Annotated in this window: 14 protein-coding genes; 4 read left to right on the top strand and 10 right to left on the bottom strand. The window is 72.7% G+C overall.

From position 1 onward, the window contains the following. Positions 1 to 194: 194 nt before the first annotated feature. A complete protein-coding gene (locus tag CLV40_RS00360; protein WP_181043238.1) occupies positions 195 to 1,544 on the top strand; it encodes a bifunctional 3-(3-hydroxy-phenyl)propionate/3-hydroxycinnamic acid hydroxylase in 1,350 nt (449 codons plus the stop codon). 85 nt (positions 1,545 to 1,629) lie between these two features. Here the strand turns inward: CLV40_RS00360 and CLV40_RS00355 are convergent, their stop codons facing one another. From CLV40_RS00355 to CLV40_RS00335, 4 genes are all read right to left on the bottom strand, one after another. Further along, the gene (locus tag CLV40_RS00355) at positions 1,630 to 1,989 is read right to left on the bottom strand and encodes an STAS domain-containing protein (RefSeq protein WP_146107864.1); all 360 of its coding nucleotides are present in this window, start codon (positions 1,987 to 1,989) and stop codon (positions 1,630 to 1,632) included. Positions 1,990 to 2,308: 319 nt separating this feature from the next. Beyond that, the gene (locus CLV40_RS00345) at positions 2,309 to 2,737 is read right to left on the bottom strand and encodes a VOC family protein (protein WP_104475769.1); all 429 of its coding nucleotides are present in this window, start codon (positions 2,735 to 2,737) and stop codon (positions 2,309 to 2,311) included. Positions 2,738 to 3,431: 694 nt separating this feature from the next. After that, positions 3,432 to 4,289, bottom strand: coding sequence for an SRPBCC family protein (locus CLV40_RS00340; protein WP_104475767.1), 858 nt, complete (start codon positions 4,287 to 4,289; stop codon positions 3,432 to 3,434). Next, positions 4,282 to 4,833, bottom strand: coding sequence for an ArsR/SmtB family transcription factor (locus CLV40_RS00335; RefSeq protein ID WP_104475765.1), 552 nt, complete (start codon positions 4,831 to 4,833; stop codon positions 4,282 to 4,284). Before CLV40_RS00335 ends, CLV40_RS00340 begins: the two co-directional genes overlap by 8 nt. Positions 4,834 to 4,960: 127 nt before the next feature. Here CLV40_RS00335 and hisG point away from each other — a divergent pair, with 127 nt between their 5' ends. Further along, a complete protein-coding gene (hisG, locus tag CLV40_RS00330) occupies positions 4,961 to 5,818 on the top strand; it encodes an ATP phosphoribosyltransferase (RefSeq protein ID WP_104475763.1) in 858 nt (285 codons plus the stop codon). Between the two features lie 26 nt (positions 5,819 to 5,844). Then, positions 5,845 to 6,429, top strand: a complete 585-nt coding sequence (locus tag CLV40_RS00325; protein WP_104475761.1) for a DUF7711 family protein — start codon at positions 5,845 to 5,847, stop codon at positions 6,427 to 6,429. A 734-nt stretch (positions 6,430 to 7,163) separates the two neighbouring features. Here CLV40_RS00325 and malQ read toward each other — a convergent pair. The 3 genes from malQ to CLV40_RS00310 are packed head-to-tail and all read right to left on the bottom strand — an operon-like array spanning position 7,164 to position 10,938. Continuing rightward, entirely contained in the window at positions 7,164 to 9,026 is a 1,863-nt protein-coding gene (malQ, locus tag CLV40_RS00320) for a 4-alpha-glucanotransferase (protein ID WP_104475759.1), read from the bottom strand. A 38-nt stretch (positions 9,027 to 9,064) separates the two neighbouring features. Further along, a complete protein-coding gene (locus tag CLV40_RS00315; RefSeq protein ID WP_181043237.1) occupies positions 9,065 to 10,402 on the bottom strand; it encodes a DUF2867 domain-containing protein in 1,338 nt (445 codons plus the stop codon). Further along, positions 10,402 to 10,938, bottom strand: a complete 537-nt coding sequence (locus tag CLV40_RS00310) for a hypothetical protein (protein WP_104475755.1) — start codon at positions 10,936 to 10,938, stop codon at positions 10,402 to 10,404. Before CLV40_RS00310 ends, CLV40_RS00315 begins: the two co-directional genes overlap by 1 nt. Positions 10,939 to 11,142: 204 nt before the next feature. Between CLV40_RS00310 and CLV40_RS00305 the strand changes: the two genes are divergently transcribed. Then, on the top strand, positions 11,143 to 11,562 hold the full coding sequence (locus CLV40_RS00305; RefSeq protein ID WP_181043236.1) for an anti-sigma factor antagonist: 420 nt from the start codon (positions 11,143 to 11,145) through the stop codon (positions 11,560 to 11,562). On the opposite strand, the gene CLV40_RS00300 is transcribed toward CLV40_RS00305, so the two are convergent. Genes CLV40_RS00300 through CLV40_RS00290 form a run of 3 tightly spaced genes read right to left on the bottom strand, consistent with a single transcriptional unit; the run spans position 11,530 to position 15,098 of the window. After that, positions 11,530 to 12,894 carry a sodium:proton exchanger gene (locus CLV40_RS00300; protein WP_104475751.1) on the bottom strand — a complete coding sequence of 455 codons (1,365 nt, stop codon included), beginning with the start codon at positions 12,892 to 12,894 and terminating at the stop codon, positions 11,530 to 11,532. The two genes, CLV40_RS00305 and CLV40_RS00300, sit on opposite strands and share 33 nt — an antisense overlap. Further along, on the bottom strand, positions 12,894 to 13,562 hold the full coding sequence (locus CLV40_RS40485; RefSeq protein WP_146107863.1) for a hypothetical protein: 669 nt from the start codon (positions 13,560 to 13,562) through the stop codon (positions 12,894 to 12,896). Before CLV40_RS40485 ends, CLV40_RS00300 begins: the two co-directional genes overlap by 1 nt. 39 nt (positions 13,563 to 13,601) lie before the next feature. Further along, the gene (locus CLV40_RS00290; protein ID WP_104475748.1) at positions 13,602 to 15,098 is read right to left on the bottom strand and encodes a CYTH and CHAD domain-containing protein; all 1,497 of its coding nucleotides are present in this window, start codon (positions 15,096 to 15,098) and stop codon (positions 13,602 to 13,604) included. Positions 15,099 to 15,104 lie beyond the last annotated feature (6 nt).

Genomic DNA, 15,104 nt, shown 5'->3' with positions numbered 1-15,104 from the left:
CTCTGCTTGCCCTTCTCTTTTCCTGCTATCCCCCGCTCGCACCACCCAATCGCCCAATACCCATTATCTAGATAGTTAGATACGTATCTGGCTCAATGACTAAAGGGGCTGGGCGCCGAACAACGCTCGGGCGGGCGCGGGCCGCGGGCAAAGCGGCAGGCGCAGGTGGTCCGGGTCCGTGGCAGGCTGCGGGAGTGACCGATCCTGTCGTGGTGGTCGGCGCGGGCCCCGTGGGGCTGACCGCGGCCGCCCTGCTGATCCGCCGCGGGGTGCCGACCGTGGTCCTGGAGCGGCACCCCGCCCCCTACCCGCTCCCCCGCGCCGTCCACCTCGACGGCGAGGCGCTGCGCGTGCTCCAGGACGCGGGCGTCGCGTCGCGGTTCCACGCGGTCAGCCGCCCGATGCCGGGGCTGCGCCTGGTCGACCGCCGCCACCGGGTCCTCGCCGAGTTCCGCCGCGACGCGCGCACCGGCCCGAACGGCCACCCCGACGCGTCGATGTTCAACCAGCCCGACCTGGAGCGCCTGCTGCGCGGCGAAGTCGGCGCCGCCGTCCGCTGGGGCGTCACCGTCACAGGACTGCGCGGCGACACCCTGCTCACCGACGCCCGCCCGGTCCCCGCCCGCGCGATCCTCGCCTGCGACGGCGCCGACAGCACCGTCCGCCGCCTCCTGGACATCCCCACCCGGGCACTCGGCGAGCCCCACGACTGGCTCGTCGTCGACGCCGAGTCCCCTCGACCGCTGACCACCTGGGACGGCGTGCACCAGGTCTGCGACCACCGCCACCCGGCCACCTTCATGCGCGTGACCGGCGACCACTACCGCTGGGAGTTCCGCTACCCCTTGTCCCACAACGACTTGCGCGGACTCCTCACCCCGTGGCTGGTCCACCTCGGCGCGATCCCGTTCGAGGCCATGACGATCCTGCGCGCGGCGACCTACACCTACCACGCCCAGGTGGCCACCCGGTGGCACACCGGGCGGACCTTCCTCCTCGGCGACGCGGCGCACCAACTGCCCCCGTTCACCGGGCAGGGCCTGGGCGCGGGCCTCCGCGACGCGCACAACCTCGTGTGGAAACTGGACCTCGCCCTCCGCACCGGCAACGACGAGATCCTCCGCACGTACCAACCCGAACGCCTCCCGCACGCGGTGCGCACGATCCGCGCGGCCCAGGTCATCGGCTGGGCCCTGACGGCCGGTCCCGCACGCCGCACCGCGATCCGCGCCGCCGTGGCGATCCCCGGCGTCTCCGCAGCCGCGTCGCGCTACTCCTCCCCCAAACTCGGCCGCTCCGCCCTGATCGCCCGCCACCGGCTCGCCGGAACCCTCTTCCCCCAGCGGAGAACCCCCGACGGCTGGACCGACGACCTGCTCACCCCGCCCGCGGTCGTCGACCCGGCACCACGCCGCCCGCGGTACACCGCGGTCCGCCCCGACTGGGCCATCATGGACGCCACCAAGTCCACAAAGGACTTAGCACGCCTCGCCGAACTGGTCGCGTCGCTGACCCCACCCGAGTACCCACCCCGACCGGAATAGGTGACAACCCCCACACGCCGCCCCTTGGTCGCCCAGTGGACGTCGCGCCACAAAACGTTGTCACAGGACAACGGGACCGGGACGGTCAGGCGCCGCTGGCGGCGGTCAGCGCGGAGGCCAGTGTCGGGTGCAGGGCGATCGCGGCGTCCAGACCCGCCAGGATCAGGGTTCGGTGGACCGGACCACCGTCCGGCGCGACGACGATGAGCCGCGGCCCCGACTCGTCGCTGCGGCAGTGGGCGTTGAGGACCACGTCCACCCCGGCGGCGCTGAGGAAGCGGACGTCGCCGAGGTCGAGGATGAGGATGGCGGCGCCCACCTCGTCGGCGGCGGCGCTCAGCGCGCTGTCGAGCAGGTGGGCGCTGGACATGTCCACTTCACCGGACACGCCCAGCACCGAGCACCCGGCCGTGGCCGACCGGGCGAAGCTGAGCAATGACTTCATCGCGGACGCCACCCGCCACCCCAGAGCCGCATGGCCGTCAAGTGTAGCCACGCTCGCCCCGGTTTACCGTGGAGAGCGACTCGACGGCCACGTCGAAGCCCGCGGCGGCTCTCCCGATCGCCCCCGGCGGGCCGAGGAGCAGGCACCAACGGCAACGCCGCGACCGGTCGAGGTTCGACGGGCCGACGACCACCGCGGTGCCTCCCTCCGCGGCAGGCGCGGCGGCGAGAGCGATCACAGCCTTCGACCGCGAGACCACCGCCCCCGGGCACCGACCCCCGAGGCGCGCACCCCGCCCGGACCGGTCCTCTGTGGATCCTCAGGCCACGCAGAACTCGTTGCCCTCGGGGTCGGCCAGCACGACGTGGTGGCCGGTCGCCACGGCGACCTCGGTGGCGCCGAGCCCGGTGAGGAACTCGGCGGCCGCCACGACCTGCTGCCAGCGCCCCTCGGGGGTGTCCGCGTCGGTGATCCGGAAGTCGAAGTGCAACCGGATCTTCCCGACCTTGGGCTCCTTGACCTGCTGCAGGAACAGCCGGGGCGCGGTGCCCGCCGGGTGGTGCAGCCAGGCGCCGTCGTCGGCGTCGTCCTCCGGGTCGTCGAACTGGGCCAGCCACTCCTCGCGGGTGGCGAACGGGGGCGGCGGCGGTTCGTCCTCGTACCCGAAACCCCGCTTGTAGAACTCGGCCAGGGCCGCGGGGGCCGCGCAGTCGAGCGTGCAGTCCACCTTGCGCACGGAGAGCGCCATGACGTGAGCCTCTTTCACCTGTGGTTGAAGCCGTCCGGCGCCGACGTTAGCGGCGGGGTACGACAACACGGCGTGGACTGTCCACAGGCACGGCGGTCCAGTGTGGTCGACGGGCGCCCCGGGGCGCCGATCACGCCGGAAGCGATCCCGGCAGGGACGCGCGAGGGGTGACGCGCGGCGCGGGTGCGACCCCGATTGACGGCACCGCCCGGTTTCCGCTGTGACCAAACGTGATCGCCGCGGTCCGGCGGCAGCGCGCGGCGGCGCGGGGAGCACGATCGGCCTACCAGCGTAGTCACTCCGCGCGGTGATCCACAGTGACCGACTCTGACGCCTCGTGATCATAACTCGAGGCTATGAGTTATTGGGATGGGCGCGGCGGGTGACCGGTCGGGCATGCTCTAGTCACCCTGCACCACTCCGATCGGAGCAGGTCGGCCGCCGCGGAAACCGGCCGACGGCTCCGGGCCCCGGGCCGCCCGAATGGTGGGCCGGCCTCGGGTACGGGCCGGACACGCGACCTACGCCCTGCGTGTCCGGCCTCGCCGGGTCCCTTGCGCGGCACCGGTGGGGAAGACACGCGGGGCTTCGGTTTTCGGTCATCTCTCGCCCAGCCAGGCGTCAACCGGTGGAGACTCACCCGATCGGGCGCCTCAGGCGGGTTTCCCCCACCTGAGAACCGCTCGTTCGGCGGTCACGCGGGCATGACGAGGTCGACCCAGGTGGAGCGCCAGTTCTGCCCCTGCTCGACGTAGCGGCGCAGCTCGGCCAGACCGCTGAGCCAGCCGAGCCAACCGCCGTACGGCGTGCGCTCGACGTCGAAGCCGCTCTGCGAGAACGACAGTCGCGTGCGGCCGCCGGATTCCTCGAGCTCCCAGGAGGTCACGCCGAAGCCGGTGCCGAAGTCGATGGTCATGCCGCGACCCGGTTCGAGCCGCGTGATGGTGGCGGGGTGCGGGTTGTTCTCCAGGCCGCCCATCGCCCACTTGCCGCCGACGCGCGGCTCGATGCCGACCGGGTAGCCGAACCACTCGGCGAAGCGGGCCGGGTTCACCATCGCGTCGTAGATGTCCTCGGCGCTGGCGGCGATGTCCACCACGGCACTGAGGTCGGAGGAGGTGAAGTCGGCGCGCGGGGTCAGCTCGCGCCCCTCGACGTGCTCGACGAGGTTGGCGATGGTGAGGCTCCACCAGGTGCCGACCTGGCCGAGCGCGCCGCCCTCGCCGACCGCGGCGGCGGCCCAGCCGGGGAAGTGGCTCTGCGACAGGGTGAGTGAGGTTTCCTCACCCACCGGGGCGAGGGTGATCTCGACCGTGGAGTCTTCGCCACCGAGGTCCCAGTGGAAGACCAACTCGGTGGCGCTCACCCGGGTGAGGGTCTGGTGCGGCTTGTCGCCCTCGAGGACGGTCGGCCCCCAGAAGCTGAAGGTGTCCGCGTCGGACTCGGCGTTGTCGGCGAGCCAGGCGCGCAGTTCGACCGGGTCGGTGATGGCGCGGTGGACGCGGTCGACGGTCGCGGCGATGCGGGCCTTGACGACGAGGGTCTCAGTCATCGGCGTTCTCCTTGGGGTAGCAGGCGACGAGCAGGGCGAAGGCGTCGCCCTCGGTGCCGCCGTAGCGGGTGAAGAGGTCTTGGAGGGTGGATTTCAGGTCGTCGAAGAACTCCTGGCGCCGCTCGGGGGGCAGCCGGATGGCGCCGGAGACGCCGAGCGACGGGAGTTCGGGGGCGGTGCGGTCGAGCGCGCCGATGTCGGCCTGGGCCTGTTCCATCAGCTCGACGAGGTAGCCGAGGGCGAGGTCGTCGCCGCGCGGCCCGACGCGGCCGACCAGCGCGGGCGAGAGCCAGTACGACCGGGCGGTCGCCTGGTAGACGCCTTCGCTGATGCCGCGCACCTTCCGCTCCGCCACCCGGGTCACGAGGCCGACCTCCACCAGCTTGTTGACGTGGTAGTAGACGCGCTGGGGCGTCTGGTCGAGTCGGCTCGCGACCTCGGTGCAGGACCGGGGCTCCGCCAGCTGCCGCAGCACCTCGATGCGCTGCGGCTTCAGCAGGGCCTCGGCCTGCTCGATGCGGTCTAGGTAGTGGACGTTCTTCATGGCAAAAAAGAGTTTGTACGTAAAAACTCTCTTTGTCAATGACCGCCGACCGGGCCCGTTCAGGTGTTACCGGGCGTTAAGGCCCGGGTCAGGAGGGGTGCCCGGCGCTGTGGCAAGATTCCAGCGCGTGACCACGCTTCGGATCGCCGTACCCAACAAGGGGTCGCTCAGCCTCCCCTCCGAACAGCTCCTCGCCGCCGCCGGGTACCGGGTCCATCGCGCCAACCGCGAGCTGATGATCGATGACACGCGCAACGACGTGCGGTTCTTCTTCCTCCGCCCGCGCGACATCGCGCTGTACGTCGGCACCGGCACGCTGGACGCGGGCATCACGGGTCGCGATCTGCTGATCGACGCCGACACCGGCGCGGAGGAGTCCCTGGCGCTCGGTTACTCGGAGTCAACGTTCCGGTTCGCCTCGCGGCCGGACGAGCTGACGACCGTCGCGGACCTGGCGGGCCGCCGGGTCGCGACGAGCTACCCGGGTCTGGTGGGCCAGTACCTGGCCCGGCACGGCGTCGAGGCGAAGCTGGTGCGGCTGGACGGGGCGGTGGAGACGTCGGTGCAGCTCGGCATCGCCGACGCGGTGGCCGACGTCGTGGAGACGGGGACGAGCCTGCGCAACTCGGGCCTGGCGGTGTTCGGCGAGCCGATCCTGCGGTCGGAGGCGGTGCTGATCCGCAGGCCGGACCTGACGCCCGAGGTCAGCGCGGGGATCGACCGCGTCCAGCGGCGGCTGGAGGGCGTGCTGATCGCCCGCAACTACGTGATGATCGACTTCGACTGCCCCACGGCGATCCTCGACCAGGCGTGCGCGCTGGTACCGGGCGTCGAGTCGCCGACGGTGTCGCCGCTGGCCCGCGAGGGGTGGATGGCCGTGCGCTCCCTCGTGCCGCGCGACCGGGCGGCGATCGTGATGGACGAGCTGTGGGAGGTGGGCGCGCGGGCGATCCTGGTCAGCGCGCTGGAGTCGAGCCGGATCTAGGGGCCCGCCTGGCAGGATGTCGGTCCGTGAACTGGACGCGTGCGCTGCACCACCTGCGTTCCCTGGCGGACACCTGCGCCGACATGGCGACCCGACCGGTGTCGATCTACCCGCTGCGCGTGGCGGAGCTGTGGGTGGCGGGGCCGGTGCTGTCCGGTCCCGTCGAGGTCGAGACGTTGATCGTGGCGCTGACGGTGGACGTCGAGGAGGTGCCCTGGCGCACCGAACCCGCGGGCGCCCGCCACTGGGCGGCGGCGGCGCGGCTGCCGCACGCCCCGGTCGAGGTCTTCTGGCGCTCGACGCGCGTGCCGGTGTGGAACCACGTGCTGCACCGCCCCGCGCGGGTGTGGTCGGCGGACGACGGCGTCGACGAGCGGGTGATCGACCGCATCGCCGAGGGTGACGCCGAATCGGTGCGCGCGGCGGCCCCGTCGGAGGCCGAGACGCGGGAGCGACTGGCCGCGGACCTGGCCGTCAGCCTGGCCGGTTTGCGTGATCGAACAGCCGACTACCAGCGGAAACGCTGGCGCCCGGGCAAGCTGGAACCGGTGGCCGACGCCCTGTGGCAAGCCAGTGACGGCTACCTGGATCTCCTGCGAGCAACAAACTGAACTAGTCTCGTGTATTGCGAACCGGCAACCTTCACCCGATCAGACGTGTGGGGGGATGGCGGTTTGGTTACACAGCGGAAGACAGATGGAGTCCCGGGAAGTCCGGGGGAGACGAATACCAGGGGGCCGACATGAGCACCACGACCACGCGGGAGACCGACCCGAACCCGATCTACACGGCGTTGATCGAGGAACAGGGCGTGACCCCGGTTCCGGACGACGACCAACCGGAGTAGTCGACCACCAGACCCGCGGGCCGCGCAGGCCGGGAGTCCCGGCGCCCCGCGGGTCTGTCATGTCCGGGGAGGGTTCGTCGGCCGACGCCCGGCATCCTGCGGATTCGGTACGGCAGAGGCGGCGGGGCCGCCCATCGACCGGCCCGACCTGCGGTTTTCTGCCGCATGCGGGGGCTGCCACCGGGAACAGCGGTAGCACGCTGGTCCGCTATCCCTGACATGGCTGGGTACACCGCGGTTGAGATCGCGCACCGCCCCCGGCAGGTCCACGGGCTCAGGCAACAGCACGCCCGCCGCAGGCACTGGAGCGGCCCGACGGTGCGGCCCGCCTCGTCCGAGGTGGCGCAGCGGGCAGGCTGGTCCACGGCGAGAGGGAGTCGCCGCGCCGCCCATCAGGGTCCGGTCATGCCCGGGGTCGGCCGGCTGGCCGCCGGTTCACGACCGGTATCCCCGCGCGCCCGACCGAGCTACCCAGCGGACGGGATCGTCGGCGCTGGGTCAGCGGGTGCGGAAGGTGGTGGTGGCGGCTCGGACGGCGGGGTGGTTCATCAGGGTCTCGACGTCGAGGGGTAGGGGGAGGCGCCAGTTCGGGTACTGGTCGATGGTGCCCGGCAGGTTGGGTTGCCGGGGTTCCCCGATCAGGTCCTGCGGCGCGGCGAAGACCAGCGTGCACGGGGTGCGCGCGATGAACCGGTGCAGGGCCGCGACGATGTCGTCCGTCGTCGGTTCCTCGGGGAGCAGCCCCTCCGCACCCAGCAGGTCGATGATCGCCTGTCGTTCGGCCTTGGCGGTTTCGGCTTCCTGTTCGGGGTCTGTGAGCAGGCCCAACTCCGCGCGGACCCGGACGTGTTCGCCGGTCAGGAAGCCGGTGGCGGTGGGTAGGTCGTGGGTCGAGATGCTCGCGGCGGCCTGGGTCGGGTACTCCGCCGACGGCAGCGGGTTGCCCGCCCGGTCACGCTGGAACCAAGCCACGGCACAGCTCAGGACACCCGTGTCGTGCAGGGTCCGGGTGATGTGCTCGGGCACCGTCCCCAGGTCCTCCCCGATGACGACGGCGTTGGCGCGGTGCGCTTCGAGCAGGAGGACACCGAGCATCGCCTCGGCGTCGTAGTGCACGTATGTCCCTCGATCGGGCGACTCGCCCGGTGGGATCCACCAGAGCCGCCAAAGCCCCGCGACGTGGTCGACCCGGATGCCGTCGCCGTGGGTGAGGACGGCTCGGATCATGTCGCGGAACGGCAGGTACCCGGTCGCGGCGAGGCGGTCGGGCCGCAGCGGCGGGAGCACCCAGTCCTGGCCGAGCGGGCTGAAGGCGTCCGGTGGGGCGCCGACAGTCACGCGTGAGGCCAGGACGTCCTGGAGCGACCAGCCGTCGGCGCCACCAGGGTCGACGCCGACGGGAAGGTCGTGGATGACGCCGACCGCCATGCCGCGCGCGGCCTCGTGCACGGCGGCCAGCTGCTCGGCCGCGCGCTGCTGGAGCCAGGCGTGGAAGGCGACCCGACCGGCGAGTTCACGGCGGGCGGCGGCGACCTCCGGGCGGCCCGGGTGGCGCAGCCCCGCGGGCCAGACGCGCCAGTCGGGGCCGTGCAGTTCGGCCAACGCGCTGTACGTCGCGTAGTCGAGGGTTGCCCGATCAAGTGACCCCAGATCGGGCAGACGCGGGGTGAGCAGGTCGAAGGCGCCGGTTTTCGCCGCCCACACGGCGTCGTGGTCGATCTGCTCCCCGAGGGCCGGCTTGGCGGCCAGGACCCGCGCGCGGAGCGCCGCGTCGGCGTCGCGGAACTCGGGCAGGTCCGCGACCGAGAGGTGCAGCGGGTTGAGGAACCGGCGGCTCGACGGCGAGTACGGCGACTTCCGCACCGGATGGGTGAGCGCACCCGCGGCAACGGGACTGACCAAGACCGCGCCCGCCTCGTCCGCGACCGCCCGACGGACCAACGCCCCCAGGTCCGCGTAGTCACCGATCCCCCAGGAGTCAGGCGTGTGGATGGCGTAGAGCTGCGTCATCCACCCCCAAGTCCGCGGCACCGGGGGCAGCGCCGCGGGCGTAACGGCGAGAGACGTCTCACGCCCCTCGACGCGCAGCGTGTGCCAGCCGAGCGGCAGTTCCGGCAGGGTGCCGTGCACGGCGACCTCCGCACCGGTCTCCAGCAGCACCGTGCCGTGCCCGACCTCCGCGCGACTCCCCTGCCGCACCACCGTCGGCACCGCGCCGGCAGCCGGTGGCCCGTCCGCGCCGAGCTCGTCGAGGATCGCCCGCACCACGGCCGGATCGACCTCGACCCGTTGCCGCGCACCGTTCTCGTACTCCACGGCGACCCCGTGCGCGGCGGCGAGTACGGCGAGTCGATCGTCCACAGGGGAACCTTTCACCGGCGGTAGGCGGACCCCGCCATTCAACCGGACCGGCCGCTCCCCCGCCGCGCGGTCTCGGCGGTGCGGGCGAGGCTGTGCGCCATCAGGGTGAACACGAGGACATGCGCCGGTTTCTGCGCACGCCAGTAGAGGTGCCCCAGCAGGCCATCGGGGGCGAAAGTGGTCGTCTGACGCAACACGCTCTCCCCCGGAGCGGCCCCCGGTTCCGCGCGCAGGGTGAGCCACGCCCTACCCGGCAGGCGCATGTCCGCGTGCAGGTGGAGTTCGCGGGTGTCGTCGTCGCGGTGAACGACCGTCCAGCTGTCCACGATGTCCCCCGCCCTCGGATGGGGCGGGCGGTTCCGGTGCAGACCCGGACCACCGGCGACATGGTCGAACGCACCACGCAGGGCCCACAACGCGGGCAAGGCGGAGCCGCCGCGGGTGGTGATCGCGTGCCAGAGGGCGGCGGGATCGGCATGGACCTGGAGGGTCTGGTGATCGGTGAGCGCACCGTCGGCGGGCGGGAGCGGCGGCGTGGGGATGTCGAGAGCTTGCCGCAGGGCCCGGTCGACGCTCGTGCGGCCGTCGAGCGGCAGGACAGCGCTGGGCACCAGGTCGTGCTGGAGGGATTCCAGCAGCGCGCGGGTCAAGGTATCCGGGGTCGCCGCGGCGGCGAGGGACGTGGGGAACGCGGCAGGCAGCGGCACGCGACGCGGGAGCCCCGCCGCCCGGGCGCACCGTTGGATGAGGTCCCAGTACGTCAACACCTCCGGCCCACCGATGTCGTAGCAGCCGTTCACCGGCTCCCCCGTGGCCGCCAGCAGGTGGCGGATCACGTCATCGAGGGCAATCGGCCTGCTGCGGTTGCGCAGGAACGCCGGGTTGGGGATGACCGGACCACCCCGAGCCGCGCGGGCCAGCAACTCGAAGCTGGCCGACCCGGCGCCGATGATCATGGACGCCTGGAGCACCAGCGCGGGCACCGGGCACGCCAGGAACACGTCCCCGACGCGCGCCCGCGACGCCAGGTGGTCGGACGGTTCACCGTCTCGTGGTCGCGGCCCACCCAGGTAGACCAGCTGCCGCACCCCGGCCGCGCCCGCCGCTTCGGCCACCGCGCGGGCGATGCGTTCGTCCAGGACCGCGAAGTCCGGCGACGACAACGAGTGCACCAGGTGGTAGACGACGTCGACGCCCTCCAGCTCGGCGGGCCCCAGGTCGAGGGCGTCCGACCGCACCACCCGCACCCCGACCGGGACGGCCTCCGCGTCGATGGTCCTCGACGACGCCACCACCGCGAGCCCGGCCGACGCCAGCGCGGCGACCAGCCGGGTGCCGACGTACCCGCCCGCGCCGAGTACCAGGCAGCGGGCCACTACCGGGTCCCTTGCCGGGGGCGCAGGATCGTCGCCGGGTCCGCGCCGGGCGTCTCCAACCACCGGGCGAACCCGATCGGGTCACGGCGCTCCAGCTCGTCCAGGCACTTCTGCCGTTCGCGGACCACCGCGGCGGCCGCGAGGGGCGTCTGCGCGGCGCGGAGCGTGTCGAGCCCGGTCCGCCACCGCTCGCACAGCCTCGACGTGCTCATGGCCCGCAGCCCGAACAGCGGGTACGCCGCCGCGGCCAGCGCGCCGACGACCGCGAACGCCACCCACTCGACCAGCATGACCAGCCCGGCGACGCCGACGAGCGCGGCGCAGAACAGCAGGGTCAGCAGCGCGGTGCCGCGGTCCGGGCGCGCGCTGTCCGGGTCGGTGCGGGCCGCCGCCGTGGCCATCGCCAGGCAGCCCGCGGTGACGCCGAGGAACAGCAGGGTCCACGAGCGCAGCAGCACCGCCCCGGTGCCGACGCCCAGGATGGCGACGGCCGCGGCCAGCGCGAGCCAGGCGAGTCGGTAGCAGCGTCGGAGCATCGGCTCTCTCCTCGGGTCACCGCCGTTGTCGTTTACCTACCCGTGCACAGTGACACCCAATCACCATCGATCGCCCGGCCCAGCGGTGTTTCTGCGCCCATCGGGCGAAGCCAGCGCGTGATCCTTGTCCGCGGGCAGCGGTGCTCTATGATTCGAAGACCCCAGGCAGGCACCGGGGCACCCGTCTCGCGAACCGAGGTCGGCATGGCACCTCGAATCCCGAACCAGCTGATCCCCGCGCCCCGGCGGGCCGCGCCCGCGCGGTACCCGGTGGCCACGCGGGTGGACCTCGTGGGCCGGTGGGCGGCGGTGGCCGCGGTGCGCGGCGAGATCGATCTGGTCACGGCGCCGCGGGTGCGGGCGGCGTTGCTCGGCGCGCTGGCGCCACCGGACCTGCTGCTGCTCGTGGTCGACCTGTCCGATGTGGACTTCCTGGCGGCGGCCGGGCTGGGTGTGCTGGTGGACGTGCGCGACCGGGCCCGGGCGCGGGCGGTGGACCTGCGGCTGGTGGCGGACCGGCGGTCGGTGCTGCGGCCGCTGGACGTGACGGGGTTGCGGCAGTCGTTCCGCGTGCACGCCGACCGGCGGGCGCTACTGGCCCCGCACCTTTTCGCGCACCGGTGACTCCTCGTGGTGCGCGAGGTCGCGGTAGGGCGTGCGGAACCCGTCGCGGACCAGCGTGCGCAGGTCGGCCCGTTTGTGGACGGCGACGCCCACGGCCAGCACCAGGTAGACGATCGACAGGGCGACGATCTCGACGCCCTTGATCGACGCGGGTAGCAGCGCGGTCAGGGCGAACTGCGCCAGGAACAGGCCCAGCAGCACGAGCGCGCCGCGCACGGTGATCGACAGGCGGATCAGCAGGGCCACCGCGAACAGCGACTGGGCGGCGGTGAGCAGCAGTTCGTCGCGCTGGGCCGCGTCGATGGGCAGCCCGGCGGTGGAGCCCGCGGCCACGGCGAACACCACGGGCAGCGTGCCGACCAGCAGCGTCCACTGGTTGACCTTGGACGACACCAGCGTGGCCAGCGCGTCGGTGGTCTTGAGCCGCCACGCGTACAGGCCCGCCACGAGCAGCTCCGGCGCCTCCGACGCCAGCGGCGCGACCCACTGGACGAGGAAGAACTGGCTGACCCCGAGGTCGGTGCCCGTCTGCACGAGCGCGTGCGCGAAGTTCTCCGCCACCAGCAGGATCACCGCAGCCGCGAAGGCGAACAGCGCGACGCAGCTGACCCGCCGCCGGGCCTTGGGCTGGCCGCCCAGCAGCGCGGCGACGCCTTCGAGGTCGGGTTCCCCGGCGGGTGCTTTGGCGACGCGGATCGCGTAGAGGGCGAAGATGCCGACCAGGACGATGGCGTCGACGATGGTGATGCTGTGCCGTAGTGGCAGGGTCAGCGAGTACAGGGTGGCCAGGCCGAGGAAGGCCAGCGGGACGGCGTCGGTGCGGTCGAGGGACACGCGGGTCTCGGAGGCGTGGCGGGCCTTGCGGTGGTCGCCGGAGCGGAGCCGGTCGCGGTGCGCGCGCCACGCGGCGAGCAGCACGACCAGTGCCCAGCCGACGCCGACGAGGATCCGGTTGGCGCCGGTCATGTTGGCCAGGGCGAGCCCGCAGCTGGAGTGGTCGGGTGAGCCCGGTGGGACGCAGGTCGGCCCGTGTTCGGCGAAGGCGTTGCCGCCCTCGGAGGCGAAGACGAAGTCGACGGCGTACTCGGGCAGCACCGCGATCAGCGCCAGCACGGTGATCGCGAGCCCGGCGGAGATGTCGACCTGGATGGCTTCGGCGACCCAGGACAGCACGAACGCGGCCCCGATCACGGCGATGCCGAACAGGGCCGCGGCCAGCGGCGGGGCGAGGTGGGTTCCGGTGGCGCCGAGGTAGACGCCGGGGGCGGTGGCCAGTGCGGCCAGAGCGAGGGGAACCGCGGCCCGCTTGGGCGCGGGCCGCGGCTGCGACATCAGAGCTCCTCGGGTCCCACGGTGCCGCCGCGGCGCGCGACCGCCTCGGTGCCCAGGTTCGGTTTCACGGCGCGGCGCTGCTGCACCGGCACGTCCTGCCCGGGCACCGCGGCGTCCGGGCCGGTGGGCACGGTGCCGATGCCGGGCTCGGCGCCGGGGGCGCGGGACAGGCGGGTCTCGGCGTTGCCGTTGGCGCGGGCGATGGCCTCGCTGTCGATGGCACCGCTGGGCGGGGTCGGAGCGCTCGGGTCGAGCGGGACGCCGTGCGTCTGCATGTGCTCTTGGCGCTGCTTGGTGAGGTTCTCCGCGTCGAGGCGGTCCCTCATCCGGGTGAGCATGCGGATGGTGAGCGCGTGGGCCACGGCCAGCAGCAGCAGAACCACGCCGAGGCGTCGCACGACGGCCATCAGCACGGTGTCACCGCCGATGTCGATGGCGGAGATCAGCGCGAGGACGCCGAGCACGGCGAAGTGGAACAGCACCGACACCAGGCGGGCCATCGATCGCGCCGACCCGGGGTCGCCGTAGGAGTCGGACAGGTACCTCAGCCCGCTGCGGTAGATGATCTGCCCGTCCACCACCACGAGTGCGATACCGAGGACCAGGAACAAGACATAGGTGCCGTCGTCCACGATGGGCCCCTTCTCGGACAAGCGTCTGTCGGTCACCTGGTGGGTACCACCGGTGAACTCCGGCAAAACGGCGCGTCACCGCAGCCAGCGCGGCGCCCGGGCGCGGCGCAGTCGTTTCCACTCCCGGGTGAACTCGGTCTCGGCTCGGGCGGCTCGCGCGTCCTGACGGGCGTGCAGCAGGCCGTAGGTGAAGGCGTTGTCGCCGGAAAGGTATGCCCGGACGCCGATGTCGCGCAAAGTCGTGCGGGCTACTACGGCATCTTGGTGGAGTCCTAGTGGTTTCTGAGCACTCTTGATGTGCTTGCGCCAGGTGTCGAGCTTCGCACCGAATACGGGGGCGACGGCCTCGGCGGTGTAGCGGGCCTTCTTGGCATCCTTGCGGGCCTGGTGCAGTGCGCTGTCGCGATCGGTGGGGTTCGTAGTGGCGTCGACGGCTGCGACGGAAGCGGCCAGGGCACGCCAGGCCTTGCGGATGGGTTTGCGCAGTTCCCGCGCGGCGGGTCGGGTGGCGCGCTTGGTCCAGGGCGGTGCGGTGAGGAAGGCGTCGAGGTCGGTGAGCAGCGCCAGGTAGCGGTCACTGTCCACAGCGGACAGCACCTGGGTCCGGCCGTTGGCGGCGGCGCGGCCGAGTTCGGCGGTGAGGTGCGCGGAGACGGGGCCGAGGACGTTCTCGGTGGGCAGTGCGGCCAGTTCGGCCTGGAGTTCGCCGGTCAGCACCTCGGTGTCGCGGGCGACCGCGGCCTCGCCCGCGAGCCACTTCAGCTCGACGCGCAGGGCGTTGACCCGGTCGCGGTCGAGCAGCGGCCGGAAGGAGCGCAGGGCGCTGCGGAGCCGTCGGGCGGCGACGCGGAACTGGTGGACGGCGTCGTCGGTGTCGAGGCGGACGCCGGTGTCGTGGGCGCGCAGGGCGGCGGCCTGGGCGCGCAGGTAGTCGAGGGCGACGTCGGCGGCGGTGGGGTCGGTGGGCAGGTCGGGCCTGCGGGTGGTCTTGGCGCGGTCGCCGAGGGCCTGGGCGAGCTTGGAGGTGGACTGGGCCGGTTGGGCGCCGAGGACGGCGCCGACGGCGGCCAGGACGTCGCGGTCGGTGGCCTCGACCTCCAGTTCGCGCCAGGCGTGCGGCTCGTCGTCGACGGGGTGGGCCGTGACGCGGTCGTCGGCCAGTAACGCGATGGTGCCGCCGTCGGCGTCCTTGAGCTCCCACTCGTGCCGCTCGGTGGTGATCCGGACGACCGGGGCCAGCGGCGCGCCGAGGGTGTGGGCGCGGACGAGGACCGCGAGGTCCTCGGGCACGCGGGTCTTGGCCCGGCCGAGCGGCACCCGGATCTCGTCGCGCACGTCGGGGGCGACGGGCAGTTTGGCGTGCCAGCCCGCGTCGCTGCCGCCGGTGCGCCTGCGCAGGGTGATGCCCGCGCGGGCCAGCCGGAGGTCGGCGGTGTCGAAGTAGGTGGCGTCCAGTTCGGACCGGACGGGGCCCGAGGTGGTGTGCACGGGTTCGGCCGCGGTGAGGTCCGGCAGCGCGAAGTCGGCGGGCGCCTCGTACTTGCGTTCGGTCTCGCGTACTCGGGTAGGCATCCCCCC

It is taken from the genome of Actinokineospora auranticolor, assembly GCF_002934265.1.
In the GTDB taxonomy this organism is placed as follows: Bacteria; Actinomycetota; Actinomycetes; order Mycobacteriales; family Pseudonocardiaceae; genus Actinokineospora; species Actinokineospora auranticolor.
Note: the sequence above shows the minus strand (reverse complement) of the source record. Positions and strands in the feature narration are given on the sequence as shown.